This window comes from Anaeromyxobacter diazotrophicus, from assembly GCF_013340205.1.
Taxonomy (GTDB): domain Bacteria; phylum Myxococcota; class Myxococcia; order Myxococcales; family Anaeromyxobacteraceae; genus Anaeromyxobacter_A; species Anaeromyxobacter_A diazotrophicus.
Genome location: NZ_BJTG01000013.1, coordinates 43,219 through 62,074 on the forward strand (window position 1 = coordinate 43,219; position 18,856 = coordinate 62,074).

An 18,856-nucleotide genomic window follows, 5' to 3' on the forward strand; every position below is an offset into this window, starting at 1 on the left:
CAGGTCTCCCGCCCGGAGGTCCCATGCGCTTCCAAGGTTCGATGGTCGCGATCGTCACCCCGATGAAGGATGGCGCGGTGGATCTGCGCGCGCTCGGGGAGCTCGTCGAGTGGCAGCTCGCCGAGGGCACCGACGGCATCGTGCCCTGCGGCACGACCGGCGAGGGCGTGACGCTCACGGCGAAGGAGCGGGCGGACGTCATCCGGACGGTCGTGGAGCGGGTGCGCGGCCGCGCCGCCGTCATCGCCGGCGCCGGCTCGAACGCCACCCACGAGTGCGTCGAGGCGGTGAAGCTGGCGAAGGAGCTCAAGGCCGACGCCGCCCTCGTCGTGACGCCCTACTACAACAAGCCCACGCAGGAGGGGCTCTTCCGGCACTACCAGGCGATCTGGGAGGCGGCCCGCTTCCCGGTGGTCGCCTACAACGTGCCCTCCCGCACCTCGGGCGACCTCCTCCCCGACACGGTGGCGCGCCTCGCGAAGACCGGCGCGATCGTCGGCATCAAGGAGGCGACCGCCAACATGGACCGCCAGGTCCAGCTCGTCGAGAAGGTGGGCCGGGACGCGATCGTCTACCTCTCGGGCGACGACTTCACGGTGCTGCCCTACGTCGCCTGCGGTGGCCACGGGGTCATCTCGGTGGTGGCGAACATCGCGCCGGCGGCGATGAAGGCGCTCACCGCGGCCGCGCTGCGCGGCGACCACGCGAAGGCGCTCGAGCAGCAGGTGGCGATGGCGGACCTGAACCGCGCCATGTTCCTCGAGACGAACCCCGGCCCTGTCAAGGCGGCGGTGGCGCTGCTCGGCCGGGCGGGGCCGGAGATCCGGCTGCCGCTGGCGCCGGTGTCGGACGCGACGCTCGTCAAGGTGCGCGAGGCGATGGTGCGCTTCGGGCTGCTGAAGCAGGCCTGAAAGGACCGCGACATGATCCGCGTGGTGGTGACCGGCGTCTCCGGCCGCATGGGTGGACACATCCTGCGCGGGGCGCGCGAGGAGGGGTTCCAGCTCACGGGGGCGACCGAGCGGCCCGGCTTCGCCGCCGGGCTCGACGCCGGGACCGCGGCCGGGCTGCCGCCGCTGGGCGTGCCCGTCTCCGCCGACCTGCGCCAGGCGCTGCGCGGCGGGGCCGACGTGGTGATCGACTTCACCAGCTTCGAGGCCTCGGCGGCGCACGCCGAGCTGTGCGCGGCGGAGCGGGTGGCGCTCGTCGTCGGCTCGACCGGCTTCACGAAGGAGGCGCGCGCGCGGGTCGAGGCGGCGGCGCGCCAGGTGCCCGTCGTCCTCTCCCCGAACATGAGCGTCGGGGTGAACGTGCTCTTCGAGCTGGTGCGGCAGGCGGCGGCGGTGCTGGGCGACGCCTACGACGTCGAGCTGGTCGAGATGCACCACCGCAAGAAGAAGGACGCGCCCTCCGGCACCGCCATGCGGCTGGCCGAGGTGGCGGCCGAGGCGCTCGGGCGCGACCCGGCCAAGGACCTCGCCTTCGCGCGCCACGGGATCATCGGCGAGCGGCCGCCGCGCGAGATCGGCGTGCAGACGCTCCGCGGCGGCGACGTGGTGGGCGAGCACACCGTCTACTTCGTGGGGGAGGGCGAGCGGCTCGAGCTCACCCACCGCGCCACCTCGCGCGACCAGTTCGCGCGCGGGGCGCTGCGCGCGGCGCGCTGGGTGGCGGGCCGGGCGCCGGGGCTCTACGACATGGCCGACGTGCTGGGGCTGCGGAGGAGCTGAGATGCGGACGTGCCGGTTCAGGCGCGGCGGGCGCGAGCGCTGGGGCGTGGTCGAGGGGCTCGAGGTGCGGGCGCTCACGGCCGAGCCCTGGGCAGGCGGCCTGGCGGAGGGGCCGGCCTACGCGCTCTCCGAGGTGAGCCTGCTCGCGCCGGCGGCGCCGTCGAAGGTGGTCTGCGTCGGCCGCAACTACCGCGCCCACGCGCGGGAGCTGGGGAACGAGGTGCCGAAGGAGCCGCTCCTGTTCCTCAAGCCGTCCACGGCGGTGATCGGGCCGGGCGGCGAGATCCGCCTGCCGGAGGCGTCGAAGGAGGTGCACCACGAGGCCGAGCTGGCGGCGGTGGTGGGGCGGACCCTCACCCGCGCCAGCGCGGCGGAGGCGCGCCAGGCGATCTTCGGCTGGACCTGCCTCGACGACGTCACCGCGCGCGACGTCCAGCGCGCCGAGCAGCACTTCACGCGCGCCAAGGGGTACGACACGTTCTGCCCGGTCGGCCCGGTGGTGGAGACCGACCTCGACCCGCTCGACGCCGTGGTCACCTGCCGGGTCAACGGCGAGCAGCGGCAGCGCGGCTCCACGCGGGACATGGTGGTGGACCCCTACGCCCTCCTCGCCTTCATCTCGCAGATCATGACGCTCCTGCCGGGCGACCTGGTGGCCACCGGCACGCCGGAGGGCGTCGGGCCCATCCGCCGCGGCGACTGGGTCGAGGTGGAGGTCTCCGGAATCGGCGTGCTGAAGAACCCGGTCGTCTGAGGCGCGGGGGAGCGCATGCGCGCGTACGTGGGCGTGGGGTCGAACCTGGGCGATCGCTGGGCGCACCTGGCGCTCGCGGCGCGGGAGCTGCGCGCCTGCCCGGGCGTCACCTTCCTGCGCGGCTCGCGGGTCCACGACGCGGCGCCCATGGGGCCCTCGCAGCCGCGCTACCTCAACGCGGTGGTCGAGCTCGAGACCACGCTCGAGCCCGAGGCGCTGCTCGAGCGGCTCCTGGCGGTGGAGCAGGCCGCCTTCCGCGAGCGCGGGCTGCGCTGGGGCGCGCGCACGCTCGACCTCGACCTGCTCCTCTGCGACGACCTCGTCGTCCGCAGCCCCACCCTGACCGTCCCGCACCCCGGCCTCATCTCCCGCCGCTGGGTGCTGGCCCCGCTGGCCGAGCTCTGCCCCGACCGCCTCGTGCCCGGCACCGGCTGCACGGTGGCCGAGCTGCTCAAGGCGGTGCCGGCGTACGACATGAAGCCGGTCGGGCTGTACCCGGGGTGACGCCCCCAGGCCGCGTCCTACTCCGCCGCGTGGGTCCCCGGGTGCGCCGCGCCCGCCTTCGGCTCCTGGATCGAGACCGCCTTCACGTTCACGAACTCGCGGATGCCCCACGGCCCCAGCTCGCGGCCGTGACCCGAGTGCTTCACGCCGCCGAACGGCAGCCGGGGGTCCGAGGCCACCATCGCGTTCACGAAGGTCGCCCCCGCCTCCAGCTCGTTCGCGAACCGCTCGCGCTCGGCCGGGTCGTTCGTCCACGCCGACGAGCCCAGGCCGTACACGGAGTCGTTCGCGAGCGCGATCGCCTCGTCGGCGCTCCGCACCTTGAAGAGGAGCGCCACCGGGCCGAACACCTCCTCGCGGTAGGCCGGCGCCGCCGGCGGGATGTCCGCCAGGGCCGACGGCGCGTAGAACCAGCCCCGGCCCGGGACGCGCCGGCCGCCGGTGACGAGGCGCGCGCCCGCCCTCACCGACTCGGTCACCTGGCGCTCCACGTCCTCCACGCCCTGCGCGGTGGCGAGCGGCCCGACGTCCACGCCGTCCTGCGCGGGATCCCCGACGCGCAGCGCCTCCAGCCCCGCCTTCAGCCGGCGCTCGAACTCCGCGTAGACGCGCTCGTGGACGATGAAGCGCTTGGCGGCGATGCACGACTGGCCGTTGTTGATGACGCGGGCGGTGACGGCCGTCTTCGCCGCCGCGTCGAGATCCGCGCTCGGCATCACGATGAACGGGTCGGACCCGCCCAGCTCCAGCACGACCTTCTTGATGGCGCGGCCGGCCGCCTCGCCCACCTTCACGCCGGCGCCTTCGCTGCCCGTCAGCGTGACCGCCCTCACGCGCGGATCGGCGATGACGCCGGCCACCGCCGCCGAGCCCACCAGCAAGGTCTGGAAGGCGCCCTCCGGGAACCCGGCGCGCCGGAAGATCGCCTCGATCTCGAGCGCGCAGCCCGGCACGTTCGAGGCGTGCTTGAGGAGCCCCACGTTCCCCGCCATGAGCGCCGGCGCGGCGAAGCGGAAGACCTGCCAGAAGGGGAAGTTCCAGGGCATGACCGCCAGCACCGGCCCGAGCGGCAGGTGCCGGACGAAGCTGCGCGACGCGCTCGTCTCCACCGGCTCGTCGGCGAGGAAGCGCTCGGCGTGCTCCGCGTAGTAGCGGCAGACCCAGGCGCACTTCTCCGCCTCGGCGATGGCGGACTTGAGGGTCTTGCCCATCTCGGAGGTCATGAGCCGGCCGATCCGGTCCTTCTCGGCGTCGAGGAGCTCGCCCGCGCGCGCCATCCAGCGGCTGCGCTCCGCGAAGGACGTGCGGCGGTAGTTCGGGAAGGTGGCCGCCGCGCGCGCCAGCCGCGCCTCCACCTCCGCGGGCCCGTGGTCCTGGTACCGCTGCAGCACCTCGCCCGTGGCCGGGTTCACGCTCTGCATGCCGCCTCCCTCCCTGTGGGTGGACGGCGCACAGGATAATGGGCTCGGCGCGGGCCGTCACCCGCCGTCCGCGGCCCCCGGTCACCTCGTAGCCGCGCCGGCGCCCGCGCTCAGCGCCGGGTGACGCCGGCCGCCGCCAGGACCTTCGCCACCGCCTCGGCCGGGAGCGGCTCGCAGCGGCCGGCGAGGCGCGCCAGGAAGGCCACGCGCGCCACCCGCTCCAGGGTCTCGATCCGGTCGAGCGCCTCGGCGAGCGTGCGCCCCAGGGCCAGCGCGCCGTGCCGCTCCAGCAGCACCACGTCGTGGCGCGCGAGCAGCGGGGCCAGCGCGCGCGGGACCTCGTCCGTGCCGGGCGTCGCGAACGGCGCCACCGACACCTCGCCCAGCACCACCGAGGCCTCCGGCATGACGTCGTTGGGCGGCGGCAGCCCCGCCACCGTGAGCGCCACCGCCGTGAGCGGGTGGGCGTGGACCGCCGCCTGCGCGTCCGGGCGGGCGGCGTACGCGGCGAGGTGCATGCGCAGCTCGCTCGAGGGGCGGCCCCGGCCGCGCACCTTCGCGCCGGCGAGGTCCACCACCACCAGGTCGGCGGGCCGGAGGAGCGCCTTGCTGGCGCCGGCGGGCGTGACGAGCAGGCGGTCCGGCCCCAGGCGGCAGGAGACGTTCCCCTCGCCGGCGCCGATGAGGTCGCGCGCGTGGAGCGCGCGGCAGACGTCCACCAGCGCGCGGCGGAGGGCGGCCTCGCTGGGCGCGCTCCGCCCCACTACAGGACCCGCGCCGCGAGCAGGTCCTGCACGTCGAGCAGCCCCACCGGCCGGCCCGCCTCGTCCACCACCGGCACCTGGTCGATGCGCGCCTGCCGGAGCACCCGCGCCGCGTCGGCCACCAGCGCCTCGGGCCGCACCGTGCGCGGGTTCCTCGACATGAAGCCCGCCACCGCCGCGTCGAAGTCCACCCGCCCTCGCTCGACGCTGCGGCGCAGGTCGCCGTCGGTGAAGACGCCCACCAGCTTGCCCTCGCGGTCGACCACGGTGCAGGCGCCCGGGCGGCCCGGCGTCTCGGTCATGACCGCCACCGCCGCCTTGAGCGGCGCGGTCGCGCTCACGAGCGGGTTCTCCGGGCCGGTGCGCATCACCTCGCGCACCTTCATGAGCCCGCGGCCGAGCTTCCCGCCCGGGTGGTAGAGCGCGTACTCCTCGCGGTCGAAGGGGCGGTTCTTCAGGACCGTCATGGCGATCGCGTCGGCGACCGCCAGCAGCGCCGCGGTGGACGCGGTGGGGGCGAGCCGCATCGGGCACGCCTCCTCGATGTCGCCGATGGCCACGGCCAGGTCCGCGCCGCGCGCGAGCGGGTTGGCGAGGTCGCGGGTGAGCGCGACCACGCGGGCCCCGATCTTCTTCAGCGCCGGCAGGAGGCGCAGGATCTCCTCCGTGTCGCCCGAGTTGGACAGCGCCAGCACCAGGTCGTCGCGCGTCACGCGCCCGAGGTCGCCGTGGGCCGCCTCGGCCGGGTGGAGGTAGTGCGACGGGGTGCCGGTCGAGGCGAGCGTGGCGGAGAGCTTCTGCGCCACGAAGCCGGTCTTGCCCATGCCGGTGACGACCACCCGGCCGCGGCACGCCAGCACCCACTCCACCGCGGTGGCGAAGGGCGCGTCGAGCGCGAGCCGCCCGAGCGCCGCGGCCTCGGCCGCCACCACGCTCTGCCCGTACTCCACGAGCTCGCGCCGGCGGCGCCGCGCGGCGGCCTGCCCGCTCGGCAGCTTCAGGACCCGCGCGCTCTTCCGGCTCGGCATGCGTGGCGTTTACCACACCCGGCCCGCCCGCACAGCAGGGCGCGCTTGCGGCCTGTCGGACCGCTCCGCTATACCCTCGCCGTTCACCCACCGCCCCCACCGGAGGAGCCCGCCATGCAGTTCTTCATCGACACCGCCGACGTGGGGGACATCAAGAAGGCGCTCGCGCTCGGCCTGTGCGACGGCGTGACCACCAACCCGTCGCTCGTCGCCAAAACCGGCCGGCGCTTCTCCGAGGTGCTGAAGGAGATCACCGCGCTCGTCCCGGGGCCGGTGTCGGCCGAGGTGACCGCCGTCGAGTACGACGGGATGATGCGCGAGGCGCGCCACTACGCCAAGGTGGCGGAGAACGTGGTGGTGAAGGTGCCGCTCATCACCGAGGGCCTCCGGGCGGTGCGCGACCTCACCGCCGAGGGCATCCGCACCAACGTCACCCTCTGCTTCTCGCCGGTGCAGGCGCTCCTCGCCGCCAAGGCGGGCGCCAGCTACGTGTCGCCGTTCGTCGGCCGGCTCGACGACGTGTCCGAGGACGGGATGGCGCTCATCGCGCAGATCCTGGAGATCTACCGGAACTACGACTTCGCCACGAAGGTGCTGGTGGCGAGCGTGCGCCACCCGCTCCATGTCCTGGAGGCGGCCCGCCTCGGCGCGGACGTCGCGACCATCCCCTTCAACGTGCTGGAGCAGCTCGCCAAGCACCCGCTCACCGACCTCGGCCTGAAGAAGTTCCTGGCGGACTGGGAGAAGGTGCCCAAGGAGGAGCTCAAGTAGGCGGCCCGCCGCCCGCCTGTCCTGCCCACGGCCGTGACCCGTCGGCACGCCGGTGGCCCGGCGGCACGGGCGCGGCGCGGCCCGGGCCGAAATCCTGTGTCCTGGCGGCCGCTCGGCCGCGGCACACCGCGTGCAAAACTCCCGGGCGGAGGTACTGCCCGCCATGCGCACTCGCCCGTTCGTCGCCGCCGCAGCCTCGGCGCTCCTGCTCTCAGGCTGCGTCACACACCGGACCACCACCCGCACCTGGGACGACGGCTACGGCCAGGAGTGGTCGCGGCCGGGGCACGTCGAGTCGGTCCGAGAGACGGTGCAGCGCGACGAGGGGAACCCGGCCGGCGGCGCGGTGGCCGGCGCCCTGATCGGCGGGCTCCTGGGCAGCGCGCTCGGCGGCCACACCAGCTACGACCGCTGGGGCACCGGGCACTACCACGGCAGCGCCGCAGGCGCGCTCGTCGGCGCGGTGGGCGGAGCGGCCGTGGGCGCCGCCGCCAGCCAGGGCTCGGCCGAGCGGCGCTGGTACGAGCTGTTCGTCCGCTTCGACGACGGCGGCCTCGACCGGTACGTGTACGAGGGCTATCCGCCCTTCCAGGTCGGCCAGCCGGTGGTCGCCGGCCCGCGCGGGCTCGCGCCGATGTGACGGTCGCGCCCGTCCTGTAGCTCAGGAGCCGGGGTAGAGGAGCCCCTCGGCCCGCTGCACCGCGCGCGCGAGGTCGTCGCGGCCGAGCCGCGCCGCCGCCTGCTCCTTGAGCTCCAGGCAGCGCTCGGTGACGAGGCGCACCAGGAGGTGGCCCGCCGCCGCCTCCGCCTCGCCCGCCCAGCGCCGGGGCGCCTCCTCCGCCATGAGCCGGTCGATCCGCTCGACCTCCCGCGCGAGCTCGAGCCGCGCCACCAGCAGCGCGAACCGCACGCCAGCCTCGGGGAGCGCGGCAGAGGTCCCCGCCGCGTGGCGCGCCAGGAGCTCCGGCGGGACGGCGTCGGCCCAGGGCGGCGGCCAGGCGCGGAGCTCCTCGGCGAGCGCCTCCGCGAAGCGCTCCAGCAGCCAGTCCTTCACCGGCTGCCGCTCGCGGTCGTACAGGAAGTCCCAGCGGCGGTCGCGGCTCACCGGGCACCGACGAAGTGATCGAGCCAGCGGCCGAGCACCGCGGTCGCCTCCGGCGTCTCGCGCACCGCCGCCGGATCGACGTCGCCCCAGGCCGCCGCCTCGCCGGCCGCGCGCCGCAGCTCGGCCAGGTGGCGCGAGCGGGCCTGGTCGAACTCGGGGTGGAACTGGACGCAGCGCAGGCGCTCGCCCACCCCGAAGGCCTGCACCGGCGTCCGGGCGTTCCCCGCCAGCAGCGTCGCTCCCGGCGGCAGCTCCGCCACGTGGTCCTCGTGCGTCTCCTGCGCCAGGAGCCGCGCGGGCAGCCCCGCGAAGAGCGGGTCACGCGCGCCGGCCGCGGTGAGCTGGACCTCGACCGTCCCCGCCTCGCGGCCGCGCGGGTTCAGCTCCACGCGGCCGCCCAGGGCGCGCGCCAGGAGCTGGTGCCCGAAGCAGACGCCCAGCACCGGGATCGCCCGCGCCGCGTCGACGAGCCAGGCGCCGGCCTCGTCCATCCAGGGGGCCGGGTCGGTCACGCTCGCCAGGGACCCGGTGACGAGCACGCCGTGGAACCGCGAGGGCGAGGGCAGCGCCCGCTCGTACGGGCGCACCACCTCGAGCTCGACCCGCGGCGCGAGGTGGCGCGCGAACCAGTCGGGAAAGTCGCCGAAGCGCGCCCGCAGCGCGGCCGGCGCCGAGCCCGCCTGGAGCAGCAGCACGCGCCTCTGGCGATGGCTCATCCCGGATTTCTGCCGCAGGAGCGCGGGGGGCGCAAGCGAGCCGACGATCGGGGTTGCGAGGCCCCTCTCCCCGGCCCTCTCCCCGCTCCGCGGGGCGAGGGAGACGGAGCACGTGCCGGCGCTCGGTAGTGATCAATTGATCACCACCCGGCGCTCGCGCAGTTGGTGCGTCCGCGCCCGCGGGGTTACACTCCCGCGATGCTCATCGTGATGAAGCCGCACGCCACCCCCTCGGAGGTGGAGGCGGTGGCGGAGAAGATCCGCGGGCTCGGCTACACGCCGCACGCGATCCCGGGGGCGCAGCGCGTCGCGATCGGCATCACCGGCAACAAGGGGGCGCTGGAGGTGGGGCTCTTCACCGGCATGCCGGGCGTGGCCGACGCGATCCGCGTCTCGCAGCCGTTCAAGCTCGTCTCGCGCGAGGTCAAGGAGGAGGACACCGTCCTCGACGTCGGCGGCGCGACGCTGGGCGGGCGGGCGGTGGCCGTCATCGCCGGGCCGTGCTCGGTCGAGTCGAAGGAGCAGCTCCTCGAGGCCGCGCGCGGCGTGAAGGCGCTCGGCGCCACCTTCCTGCGCGGCGGGGCGTTCAAGCCGCGCACCAGCCCCTACGAGTTCCAGGGGCTCGGCGAGCAGGGGCTGAAGCTGCTCGCGCTGGCGCGCGAGGAGACGGGCCTCAAGGTCGTGACCGAGGTCATGGACCCGGACGACCTGGCGGTCTGCGCCGAGTACGCCGACGTGCTCCAGATCGGCGCCCGCAGCATGCAGAACTTCCCGCTCCTGCGCCGGCTCGGCGCGGTGAAGCGGCCGGTGCTGCTCAAGCGCGGGCCGTCGGCCACCATCAAGGAGCTGCTCATGGCCGCCGAGTACATCCTGGCCCACGGCAACTACCAGGTGGCGCTCTGCGAGCGCGGCATCCGCACCTTCGAGACCATGACCCGCAACACGCTCGACCTGAACGCCGTCCCGGTGCTGAAGTCGCTCACGCACCTGCCGGTGGTGGTCGACCCGTCGCACGGCATCGGGCTCCGCCAGCACGTGCCCGCCATGGCGAGGGCGGGCGTGGCGGCCGGCGCCGACGGGCTCATCATCGAGGTGCACCCCCACCCCGAGCAGGCGCTCTCGGACGGCCACCAGTCGCTGGCGCTGCCCGAGTTCGCCGAGCTGATGAAGCAGGTGCGGGTGATCGCGGGGGCCGTCGGCCGCCCGCTCGCCGGCTAGCCCGCCCGGCGCGCCTCGCGCCTCCGCCGCACGCCCGCCGCCAGCAGCTCGAGCGCCGCCACCGTGTCCTCGAAGCCGAGGCAGGCGTCGGTGATGCTCTGGCCGTAGGCGAGCGGCCGCCCGGGCTCGAGGTCCTGGCGCCCGCCCACGAGGTGGCTCTCGATCATGACGCCCGCGATGCGCCCCTCGCCCGCCGCGAGCTGGCCGGCGATCGCCTCGCACACCGGGAGCTGCCGCTGGGCGTCCTTGCGGCTGTTGGCGTGGCTGGCGTCGATCATGAGGTGCGGGTCGAGCCCCACGCGCGTGAGCTCCTCGCAGGCGCCGGCCACGCTCTGGGCGTCGTAGTTGGGCGCGCGCCCGCCGCGCAGGATGAGGTGGCCGTCCCCGTTGCCGAGGGTGGCGACGATGGCGGAGTGGCCACCCTTCGTCACCGAGAGGAAGTGGTGCGGCTCGCGGGCGGCGCGGATGGCGTCCACCGCGATCCGGACGTTGCCGTCGGTGCCGTTCTTGAAGCCCACCGGGCAGGAGAGGCCGCTCGCCAGCTCGCGGTGCACCTGGCTCTCGGTGGTGCGCGCGCCGATGGCGCCCCAGGAGACGAGGTCGGCCAGGTACTGCGGGGTGATCATGTCGAGGTACTCGCAGCCGGCCGGGAGCCCCAGCTCCGCCACGTCGAGCAGGAGCTCGCGGGCGATGCGCAGGCCGCGGTTGATCTGGAAGGTGCCGTCGAGGTCGGGGTCGTTGATGAGCCCCTTCCAGCCCACGGTGGTGCGCGGCTTCTCGAAGTAAACGCGCATGACGAGCTCGAGGTCGCCGGCGAGCCGCCGCCGCTCCGCGGCCAGGCGCGCGGCGTACTCGCGCGCGGCGCGCACGTCGTGGATGGAGCAGGGGCCGACCACCACCGCCAGCCGGTCGTCCTCGCCGTGCAGGATCCGGTGCAGCGCCTGGCGCGCGGCGTGGACCACCTCCGCCGCCCGCTCGGTGCACGGGAACTCGCGGATGAGGTGGGCCGGCGGCGCCAGCTCGTGGATGGCCGCGATCCGGACGTCGTCCGTCTTGTGAGGCATGCGGCGATGTTAGCCGCCGGGAGCCCTCCGGCGCCAGGCCGCCCCGGCCTCAGCGCGGCTCGCCGGGCCCGCTGTCGTTCACGTGCTGCAGGTGCTCCAGCACCTTCTCCGGCCGGACGTCGCGCTCGAGCTCGTCCAGCTCAGGGCTCCCCGACTCCTCCACGCCCATCCGCTCCGCCATCCGCTTCACCAGCCGGATGAGGCGCGTCACCTCGTGTTCCGAGAGCAGGCTCACCTGCACGTTCAGGTCGGCGCGCTCGTCGGCGAGCGCCTGCATCCGGTTCTGGCTGATGAGGATGAAGGTGGAGAGGAAGATCGCCTCGACCGAGGCCGCCATGGCGAGGATCACGTACTGTGCGTCGAAGCGGGGCAGCGGCGAGCCGGGGAGGTTCCAGAGGATCCACCCGCCGAAGAGCGCCAGGTGGACGTACACGAAGGGCAGGCTGCCCGTGAAGCGGGTGATGGCGTCGGCGAGCCGCTCCTGCCAGCCCTTGGTGCGATCGGCGGTGCGCCGGCGCTCCACCAGCGCGCGGATGTTCCGGTCCAGGATGGGGGCGAGCACCTCGTGGTCGTCGTGCGGCATCGCCCGGGAAAGCTGATCACCGCCCGCCCGCCGCGCCGCAGGCGGGCAGACGGCGGGTGGGCGGGGTCCCGCCCGCTCACCGCAGCATGGCGCGCTTGAGCGAGCGCACGAAGCGCCGGACCCGCTCCGCCCGCGCGGCGCGGCTGCCCGGCTCGGCCAGCCGCGCCACCAGCGCGCTCCCCACCACCACCCCGTCGGCCAGGCGCGCCACCTCGTGCGCCTGGGCGGGCGTGGAGACCCCGAAGCCCACCACCACCGGCACCGGCGAGGCGGCGCGGACCTCGGCCACCCGCATCGCCAGGTCCTCCGGCAGCGCGCGGCGCGCGCCGGTGACCCCGGTCACGGAAACGAAGTACAGGAAGCCGCTCGCCACCTCGGCCGCCGCCCGCCGCCGGGCTTCGGTCGAGGTGGGCGCGAGCAGGAACACGGTCTTCACCCCCGCCGCGTCCGCGAACCGCCGCAGCTCGCCCGCCTCCTCCGGCGGCACGTCCGGGAGGATCACGGCGTCCACCCCGCTCCGCGCCGCGTCGGCGAAGAAGCGCTCGAGCCCGTAGGAGAGGACGGGGTTCAGGTAGCCCATGAGCGCGAGCCGCACCTGCGAGCGCGCGCGCACGTGCGCCGCCACCTCCAGCGCGCTCGCCACGGTGGTGCCGCTCGCCAGCGCGCGCTCGGCGGCGCGCTGCAGGGTCGGCCCGTCGGCGATGGGATCCGAGAAGGGCATCCCGATCTCGAGCAGGTCGGTCCCGCCGTCGGCGCAGGCGACCGCGGCCGCCTTGGCGGTGGCGAGGTCCGGATCGCCCGCCATGAGGTAGGTGACGAGCGCGGCCTCGCCGCGGTCGCGCGCCGCGGCGAACATGGAGGCGATGCGATCGTCGCGCGCGGCGACGGGGTGCGTGGCCGGGCTCATCGCGCGCTCCGCCGCGCCGGCCGGGCCGCCTTCGGCTTCGCCTTCCGCCCGGGCGGCGCGGCCAGGGCCGCGAGGGCCCTGCGCACCTGCTCCACGTCCTTGTCGCCGCGGCCCGACACGTTCACCATGAGCAGCCCTCCCGGCCCGAGCTCGCGCGCCAGCGGGAGCGCGGCCGCCACCGCGTGCGCGCTCTCCAGGGCCGGGATGATGCCCTCGGTGCGCGCCAGGTACTGGAGCGCCTCGAGCGCCTCGGCGTCGGTGGCGCTCGTCACCGTGAGCCGCCCCTCGTCCTTCAGGTAGGCGAGCTCCGGCCCCACGCCCGGATAGTCGAGGCCGGCGCTGATGGAGTGCGCCTCGGCGATCTGGCCCTCCGGCGTCTGGAGCACGTAGCTGCGCGACCCGTGCAGCACGCCCGGGCGCCCCTTCGTGAGCGACGCGCCGTGCTCGCCGGAGGCGAGGCCGCGCCCGGCCGCCTCGACCCCGACCAGCTTCACGCCGGGGTCGGAGACGAAGGCGCTGAAGATCCCCATCGCGTTGGAGCCGCCGCCGACGCAGGCGACGACCGCGTCGGGGAGCCGGCCGCACAGCTCCTGCACCTGCGCCCGCGCCTCGTCGCCGATCACCGCCTGGAAGTCGCGGACCATGGCCGGGTACGGGTGGGGCCCGGCCACCGAGCCGATGATGTAGTGGGTGTCCCGGACGTTCGTGACCCAGGCGCGGATCGCCTCGTTCATGGCGTCCTTGAGCGTGCGCGAGCCGGACTCGACCGGGACGACGCGCGCGCCGAGGAGCTGCATGCGGAAGACGTTGAGCGCCTGCCGCTCCACGTCGAGCGCGCCCATGTAGACCTCGCACGGGAGGCCGAAGAGCGCGGCGGCGGTGGCGGTCGCGACGCCGTGCTGGCCGGCGCCGGTCTCGGCGATGATGCGCTTCTTCCCCATGCGCCGGGCGAGCAGCACCTGGCCGAGCGTGTTGTTGATCTTGTGCGCGCCGGTGTGGCACAGGTCCTCGCGCTTCAGCACCACCCGGCAGCCGCCGGCGTCCGCCGACAGGCGGCGCGCGTCGCCGAGCGGGGTGGGGCGCCCCGCGAACCGGCGCAGCAGGTCGTCGAGCTCGCGCTGGAAGACCTCGTCGCCGCGCGCCGCGCGCCAGGCGGCCTCGAGCTCGTCCAGGGCCGGGATGAGCGTCTCGGGGACGAAGCGCCCGCCGTAGTCGCCGAAGCGGCCGCGGTCGTCGGGGAGGGTGGTCACGGGGTCTCCTGGGTCGCGCGCTCGATGAAGCGGCGCAGCTTGTCGGGGTCCTTCACGCCGGGCGCGGCCTCGACGCCGCTCGCCACGTCGACCGCCCACGGCCGCACGGTCCGCACGGCCTCGGCCACGTTCTCCGGCGTGAGGCCGCCCGCCAGGAGCACCGGCACCTGGGCCGCCACCTGGCGCGCCAGCGCCCAGTCGCAGCGGTCGCCGCTGCCGCCGTAGCCGGGGGACGGCGCGTCGAGGAGGAAGCCGCGGACGCGGTAGCGGTGGAGGTCCGCCAGGCTCTCCGGGCCGGCCAGCCGCACCGCCTTGAGGGCCGGGAGGGGGTAGCCGTTCACGTCCTCCCACCGCTCGTCGCCGTGGAGCTGGACGACCTGCACGCCCGCCGCCGCGGCGAGCGCCATCACCGTGGGGGGAGGCTGGTTCACGAACACCCCCACCGCCGTGACGAGCGGGGGCAGGCGGTCGACGATGGCGCGCGCCGCCTCGGCGTCGACGTGCCGCTTCGAGCCCGGCCAGAGGTTGAACCCGAGCGCGTCGGCGCCGAGCGAGGCGGCGAGCAGCGCGTCCTCGAGGCGGGTGATGCCGCAGATCTTCACGCGGACGCGGCTCACGACGCGAGCTCCCGCAAGAGCGCCCCGGGGTCGGCCGCCCGCACCAGCGCCTCGCCCACGAGCAGGTTGACCGCGCCGGCGGCGCGCAGGCGCCGGGCGTCGGCGGCGGTGCGGACGCCGCTCTCGGCGACGCCCTTCACCCCGGGCGGGAGGCGCGGCAGGAGCCGCTCGCTCTGCGCCAGGTCCACCGCGAAGGTGCGCAGGTCGCGGTTGTTCACGCCCACCAGGCGCGCCCCGGCCGCGAGCGCGCGCTCCAGCTCGCGCTCCTCGTGCACCTCGACCAGCGCGGCGAGGCCGAGCGCCGCCGCGTCCTCGAGGAGCCGGCGCAGCGCCTCGTCGGGCAGCGCGGCGACGATGAGCAGCACCGCGTCGCCGCCCGCGAGCCGCGCCTCGAGCAGCTGGTAGCGGTCGAGGACGAAGTCCTTCCGGAGGAGCGGGATCGGGACCGCCGCCCGCACCGCGGCGAGGTCGTCGAGCGAGCCGCCGAAGCCCGGGCCGTCGGTGAGGACCGAGATGGCCGCCGCGCCCGCCGCCGCGTAGCGGCGCGCCTGCTCCACCGCGTCGAGGCCGGCGGCGATGGCCCCCGCCGAGGGGCTGGCGCGCTTCACCTCGGCGATGACGCGCACCGGGCCGCCCGGCGCCGAGAGCGCCGCGGCGAGGTCGCGCGCCGGCGGACGCTCGCGGCAGGCGGCCTCGAGCTCGCGGTCCGGGCGCGCCGCGCGCCGGGCCGCCACCTCGTCCGCCTTGCGCGCCATGATGCCGTCGAGGACGGTCACGCCGCACCGTTCGACAGCGCCCGGAGCCGCTGCAGCTTGTCGAGCGCCGCGCCGGCGTCGAGGGCGCGCTCCGCCACCCGCACCCCGTCCGGCAGGTCGCGGGCCGCGCCGGCCGCCACCAGCGCCGCCGAGGCGTTGGCGAGCACCGCGTCGCGCGGGGCGCCGCGCTGGCCGGAGAGGACGTCGCCCAGGATGGCGGCGTTGCGCTCGGCGTCGCCGCCGGCGATCTCGCGCTTCTCCCAGCGCCGGAGCCCCACGTCCTCGGGGACGATGGCGTACCGCTCCAGCTGGCCGTCCTTCACCTCGCAGACGTGGGTCATGCCGGTGACCGCGATCTCGTCGAGGCCCTCGCCGTGCACGACGAAGGCGTGCCGGGCGCCCAGCGCCGCCAGCACCCCCCCGATGATGGGCACCCAGCGCGGCTCGTACACGCCCATGACCTGGTGCTGCGCGCCGGCCGGGTTCGCCAGCGGGCCGAGCAGGTTGAAGATGGAGCGCACGCCGAGCTCGCGCCGGATGCCGGCCACCGCCTTGAAGGCCGGGTGGAGCTTGGGCGCGAAGAGGAAGCCGATGCCGCACTCGGCGATGCAGCGCTCCACCACCTCGCGGGTGGCGTCCACGTGGACGCCGGCCGCCGCCAGCACGTCGGCCGAGCCGCAGCGCGACGAGACCGAGCGGTTGCCGTGCTTCGCCACGGTGACGCCGGCGCCCGCCACCACGAAGGCGGCGGTGGTGGAGATGTTGAAGGTGTTCTGGCCGTCCCCGCCGGTGCCGCAGGTGTCGACGAAGACCTCGGCCGCCACGTGCACCCGCTCGGCGCGCGCCCGCATCACCTCGGCCGCGCCGGCGATCTCCTCCACCGTCTCGCCCTTGAGCCGCAGGGTCGCCAGGAAGGCGCCCACCTGCGCCGGGGTGGCGCCGCCGTCGGCGATCTCGTTCATCACGCCCACCGAGTCGGCGCGCGTGAGGTGGTGGCCGAGGACGAGCTTCGCGATCGCCTCCTGGATCATCGGCCCCCTCCGCGCGGCAGGCGGGCGAGCCAGTTGCCCAGCAGCGCCTTCCCGCCCTCGGTCAGGATGGACTCGGGGTGGAACTGGACGCCCTCCACCTCGAGCCGCCGGTGCCGCAGGCCCATGATCTCCCCCTCGTCGGTCCAGGCGGTGACCGCCAGCGCGGCGGGCAGGCTCCGCCGCTCCACCACCAGCGAGTGGTACCGCCCGGCGGCGAAGGGCGAGGCGAGCCCCGCGTAGAGCCCCCGGCCGCGGTGGCGGACCGGGCTCGCCTTGCCGTGCACGATCCGGGCGTTGCGCACCACGCGCCCGCCGAAGGCCTGCCCGATGGCCTGGTGGCCCAGGCACACGCCCAGGATGGGCAGCGCGCCGGCGAGCGCGCCGATGGCCTCGAGCGTCACGCCGGCCTGGTCGGGCGTGCACGGCCCCGGCGACAGGACGAGCCCGTCCGGGCGGCGCGCGCGGATCCCGGGCACGTCGATGGCGTCGTTGCGGAACACCTCGACCTTCGCCCCCAGCTCGCCCAGGTACTGCACCAGGTTGAAGGTGAAGCTGTCGTAGTTGTCGACGAGCAGCACGCGCGGACCGGTCACGGGCGGCCTCCGCGCCGGGCGACGCGGCGCCGAGCTCCGGCGGCGCGCGCCCGCGGGGCGGCGGCTCTCCCGCGGGGCGCGGGCCGGCGCGGCGCCGCCGCCGGCCGCGCCTCCAGGTCGCCCGTCTCCGCCTGGGCTACCGCCGCGAAGCAGGCGCGCGCCTTGTTGACCGTCTCGTGGTACTCGGCGGCCGGCTTCGAGTCGTAGACGAGCCCCGCGCCGGCCTGCACCGACACGCGCCGGCCGCGCTGCACCAGGGTGCGGATGGCGATGCACATCTCCATGTCGCCGCCGCGGTCGAAGTAGCCGACGGCCCCCGCGTACGGCCCGCGGCGCGCCGGCTCCAGCTCGTCGACGATCTCCATCGCCCGCACCTTGGGCGAGCCGGTGACGGTCCCGGCCGGGAAGCCGGCCCGCAGCACGTCCACCGCGGAGAGCCCGGCCGCCAGGCGCCCCTTCACCTCGGAGACGAGGTGCATGACGTGGGAGTAGCGCTCGACCGTCTTGAAGGCGGTGACGCGCACCGTGCCGACCTCCGCCACCCGGCCCACGTCGTTGCGGCCCAGGTCGACCAGCATGACGTGCTCGGCGTTCTCCTTGGGGTCGGCCCGCAGCTCCGCCTCGAGCCGCGCGTCCTCGGCCGCGTCGGCGCCGCGCCGGCGGGTGCCGGCGATGGGCCGCAGCGTGACCTCGCCCTCCTCGAGCTTGATGAGCGTCTCGGGCGAGCTGCCCACCAGCGCCCGCTCCCCCTCCTGCAGGTAGAAGAGGTAGGGCGAGGGGTTCACGCGCCGGAGCGCGCGGTAGACGTCGAAGGCGGGGACGGTCACCTCGGCGTCGAAGCGCTGCGACAGCACGATCTGCTGGCAGTCGCCCGCCTTCACGTACTCGCGGGCGCGCCGCACCATGGCCTCGAACTCCGCCTGTCCGGTGCGCGGCCGGAGCTCGGCCGGCGGCCGCAGCGCGCGCGGGGGCGCCGGCGCCAGCGGCCGCGCCAGCGCGAGCAAGGTCTCCTCGATCCGCGCCACCGCCGCGGCGTAGAGCGCGCGCGGGTCGTCGCCGCGATCGCAGCGGACCTCGGCCATCACGTGCAGCGTGTGGCGCCGGTGGTCGAACGCGACCACGCGGTCGTAGTCCATGAAGAGCGCGTCGGGGAAGCCGAGCTCGTCGGGGCGCGTGGCCGGCACGCGCGGCTCGAAGAGCCGGACCGCGTCGTAGGAGAACCAGCCGACGAGGCCGCCGGAGAAGCGGGGCGTGCCCTCCACCCGCACCGCGCGGTGCGAGGCGAGGTCGCGGCGGATCTGCTCGACCGGATCGCCCGCGTCGCCGAGGCGCCAGGAGAGGACCGCGCGCGGCCCGGCGCCGAGGAAGCTGAAGCGCGCGCTGCGCTCGCCGCCCTCCACCGACTCGAGCAGGAACGCGTGCTCCTCGCCGCGCGAGAGCTTGAGGAAGGCCGAGACGGGGGTCTCGGTGTCGGCCTCGATCTCGACCCGGACCGGGACCGCCCGGCCGGGCCGGCACAGCTTCAGGAAGGAGGGGAGATCAGGCTTGGGCGTCAAGGGAGACGCGCCAAAGTAGCACCCGGGCGCTCACGCGGTCACCCTGCGCGCCGGGCCCGGCACCTCGGCCACGTCCCGGGCGGTGATGTGGTTCTTCGCGTCCACCAGCACGACCTTGGGCTTGTGCGCCCGCGCCTCCGCCTCGTCCAGCTCGGCGAAGGTGGCCAGGATGACGAGGTCGCCCGGCTGGTTGAGGTGCGCCGCCGCGCCGTTGATGCAGATGACGCCGGAGCCGCGCGCGCCCTTGAGCGCGTAGGTCTGCAGCCGGGTGCCGCGGGCGATGTTCCAGATGTGCACCGCCTCGTACTCGGCGATGGCGGCGGCGTCCATGAGGTCCTCGTCGATCGTCACCGACCCCTCGTAGTGGAGGTCGGCCTGGGTGACGGTCGCGCGGTGGATCTTGGACTTGAAGAAGGTCCGGCGCATCGAACTGTCTTAACGCCCTGTGGCGGTGAGGCGCAAGCGCCGAGGGCGGGATAGGTGTCCGCG

The 18,856-nt window shown here is 75.4% G+C and carries 22 protein-coding genes; 7 read left to right on the forward strand and 15 right to left on the reverse strand.

The window, feature by feature from the left end:
• Positions 1-23 precede the first annotated feature (23 nt).
• Genes dapA through folK form a run of 4 tightly spaced genes read left to right on the forward strand, consistent with a single transcriptional unit; the run spans position 24 to position 2,988 of the window.
• Complete coding sequence (gene dapA / locus HWY08_RS20570; protein ID WP_176068771.1) at positions 24-911, forward strand: 4-hydroxy-tetrahydrodipicolinate synthase; 888 nt, start codon at positions 24-26, stop codon at positions 909-911.
• Between the two features lie 12 nt (positions 912-923).
• Entirely contained in the window at positions 924-1,730 is an 807-nt protein-coding gene (gene dapB, locus HWY08_RS20575) for a 4-hydroxy-tetrahydrodipicolinate reductase (protein WP_176068773.1), read from the forward strand.
• Between the two features lies 1 nt (position 1,731).
• Entirely contained in the window at positions 1,732-2,484 is a 753-nt protein-coding gene (locus tag HWY08_RS20580) for a fumarylacetoacetate hydrolase family protein (RefSeq protein ID WP_176068775.1), read from the forward strand.
• Between the two features lie 15 nt (positions 2,485-2,499).
• Positions 2,500-2,988, forward strand: coding sequence for a 2-amino-4-hydroxy-6-hydroxymethyldihydropteridine diphosphokinase (folK, locus tag HWY08_RS20585; RefSeq protein WP_176068777.1), 489 nt, complete (start codon positions 2,500-2,502; stop codon positions 2,986-2,988).
• Between the two features lie 17 nt (positions 2,989-3,005).
• Here the strand turns inward: folK and HWY08_RS20590 are convergent, their stop codons facing one another.
• The 3 genes from HWY08_RS20590 to HWY08_RS20600 form a co-directional block, all read right to left on the reverse strand.
• Positions 3,006-4,409 carry an NAD-dependent succinate-semialdehyde dehydrogenase gene (locus HWY08_RS20590; protein WP_176068778.1) on the reverse strand — a complete coding sequence of 468 codons (1,404 nt, stop codon included), beginning with the start codon at positions 4,407-4,409 and terminating at the stop codon, positions 3,006-3,008.
• Positions 4,410-4,519: 110 nt separating this feature from the next.
• Positions 4,520-5,173, reverse strand: coding sequence for a class II aldolase/adducin family protein (locus HWY08_RS20595; RefSeq protein ID WP_176068780.1), 654 nt, complete (start codon positions 5,171-5,173; stop codon positions 4,520-4,522).
• Positions 5,173-6,201 (reverse strand): KpsF/GutQ family sugar-phosphate isomerase, encoded by a 1,029-nt coding sequence (locus HWY08_RS20600; protein ID WP_176068782.1) that lies wholly within the window; start codon positions 6,199-6,201, stop codon positions 5,173-5,175. Before HWY08_RS20600 ends, HWY08_RS20595 begins: the two co-directional genes overlap by 1 nt.
• 114 nt (positions 6,202-6,315) lie before the next feature.
• On the opposite strand from HWY08_RS20600, the gene fsa reads away from it, so the two are divergent.
• Positions 6,316-6,972 (forward strand): fructose-6-phosphate aldolase, encoded by a 657-nt coding sequence (gene fsa / locus HWY08_RS20605; RefSeq protein WP_176068784.1) that lies wholly within the window; start codon positions 6,316-6,318, stop codon positions 6,970-6,972.
• Positions 6,973-7,135: 163 nt separating this feature from the next.
• Positions 7,136-7,612, forward strand: coding sequence for a hypothetical protein (locus HWY08_RS20610; protein ID WP_176068786.1), 477 nt, complete (start codon positions 7,136-7,138; stop codon positions 7,610-7,612).
• Positions 7,613-7,633: 21 nt separating this feature from the next.
• On the opposite strand, the gene HWY08_RS20615 is transcribed toward HWY08_RS20610, so the two are convergent.
• Together HWY08_RS20615 and HWY08_RS20620 are read right to left on the reverse strand one after the other, a co-directional pair.
• Entirely contained in the window at positions 7,634-8,077 is a 444-nt protein-coding gene (locus HWY08_RS20615) for a hypothetical protein (RefSeq protein ID WP_176068788.1), read from the reverse strand.
• The gene (locus HWY08_RS20620; RefSeq protein WP_176068790.1) at positions 8,074-8,793 is read right to left on the reverse strand and encodes a glutamine amidotransferase; all 720 of its coding nucleotides are present in this window, start codon (positions 8,791-8,793) and stop codon (positions 8,074-8,076) included. Before HWY08_RS20620 ends, HWY08_RS20615 begins: the two co-directional genes overlap by 4 nt.
• A gap of 198 nt (positions 8,794-8,991) precedes the next feature.
• Here HWY08_RS20620 and aroF point away from each other — a divergent pair, with 198 nt between their 5' ends.
• On the forward strand, positions 8,992-10,011 hold the full coding sequence (aroF, locus tag HWY08_RS20625) for a 3-deoxy-7-phosphoheptulonate synthase (protein WP_176068792.1): 1,020 nt from the start codon (positions 8,992-8,994) through the stop codon (positions 10,009-10,011).
• Here aroF and HWY08_RS20630 read toward each other — a convergent pair.
• The 10 genes from HWY08_RS20630 to panD all read right to left on the reverse strand — a co-directional run bounded on the left by HWY08_RS20630 (position 10,008) and on the right by panD (position 18,793).
• Entirely contained in the window at positions 10,008-11,075 is a 1,068-nt protein-coding gene (locus HWY08_RS20630) for a 3-deoxy-7-phosphoheptulonate synthase (RefSeq protein WP_176068795.1), read from the reverse strand. The genes aroF and HWY08_RS20630 overlap by 4 nt on opposite strands.
• Before the next feature lie 49 nt (positions 11,076-11,124).
• Positions 11,125-11,658: a DUF1003 domain-containing protein gene (locus HWY08_RS20635; protein WP_176068797.1), complete on the reverse strand. Its 534-nt coding sequence runs from the start codon at positions 11,656-11,658 to the stop codon at positions 11,125-11,127.
• Between the two features lie 76 nt (positions 11,659-11,734).
• Complete coding sequence (trpA, locus tag HWY08_RS20640; RefSeq protein WP_176068799.1) at positions 11,735-12,565, reverse strand: tryptophan synthase subunit alpha; 831 nt, start codon at positions 12,563-12,565, stop codon at positions 11,735-11,737.
• Positions 12,562-13,815, reverse strand: coding sequence for a tryptophan synthase subunit beta (gene trpB, locus HWY08_RS20645; protein WP_176068801.1), 1,254 nt, complete (start codon positions 13,813-13,815; stop codon positions 12,562-12,564). The genes trpA and trpB overlap by 4 nt, the downstream gene beginning before the upstream one ends.
• Positions 13,812-14,432 (reverse strand): phosphoribosylanthranilate isomerase, encoded by a 621-nt coding sequence (locus HWY08_RS20650; RefSeq protein ID WP_176068802.1) that lies wholly within the window; start codon positions 14,430-14,432, stop codon positions 13,812-13,814. Before HWY08_RS20650 ends, trpB begins: the two co-directional genes overlap by 4 nt.
• Positions 14,429-15,208, reverse strand: a complete 780-nt coding sequence (gene trpC / locus HWY08_RS20655; protein WP_176068804.1) for an indole-3-glycerol phosphate synthase TrpC — start codon at positions 15,206-15,208, stop codon at positions 14,429-14,431. Before trpC ends, HWY08_RS20650 begins: the two co-directional genes overlap by 4 nt.
• Entirely contained in the window at positions 15,205-16,218 is a 1,014-nt protein-coding gene (gene trpD, locus HWY08_RS20660; protein WP_176068806.1) for an anthranilate phosphoribosyltransferase, read from the reverse strand. The genes trpC and trpD overlap by 4 nt, the downstream gene beginning before the upstream one ends.
• Entirely contained in the window at positions 16,215-16,811 is a 597-nt protein-coding gene (locus HWY08_RS20665; protein ID WP_176068808.1) for an anthranilate synthase component II, read from the reverse strand. Before HWY08_RS20665 ends, trpD begins: the two co-directional genes overlap by 4 nt.
• Positions 16,808-18,367: an anthranilate synthase component I gene (gene trpE / locus HWY08_RS20670; protein WP_176068810.1), complete on the reverse strand. Its 1,560-nt coding sequence runs from the start codon at positions 18,365-18,367 to the stop codon at positions 16,808-16,810. The genes HWY08_RS20665 and trpE overlap by 4 nt, the downstream gene beginning before the upstream one ends.
• 30 nt (positions 18,368-18,397) lie before the next feature.
• A complete protein-coding gene (panD, locus tag HWY08_RS20675) occupies positions 18,398-18,793 on the reverse strand; it encodes an aspartate 1-decarboxylase (protein ID WP_176068812.1) in 396 nt (131 codons plus the stop codon).
• Positions 18,794-18,856: the final 63 nt, after the last annotated feature.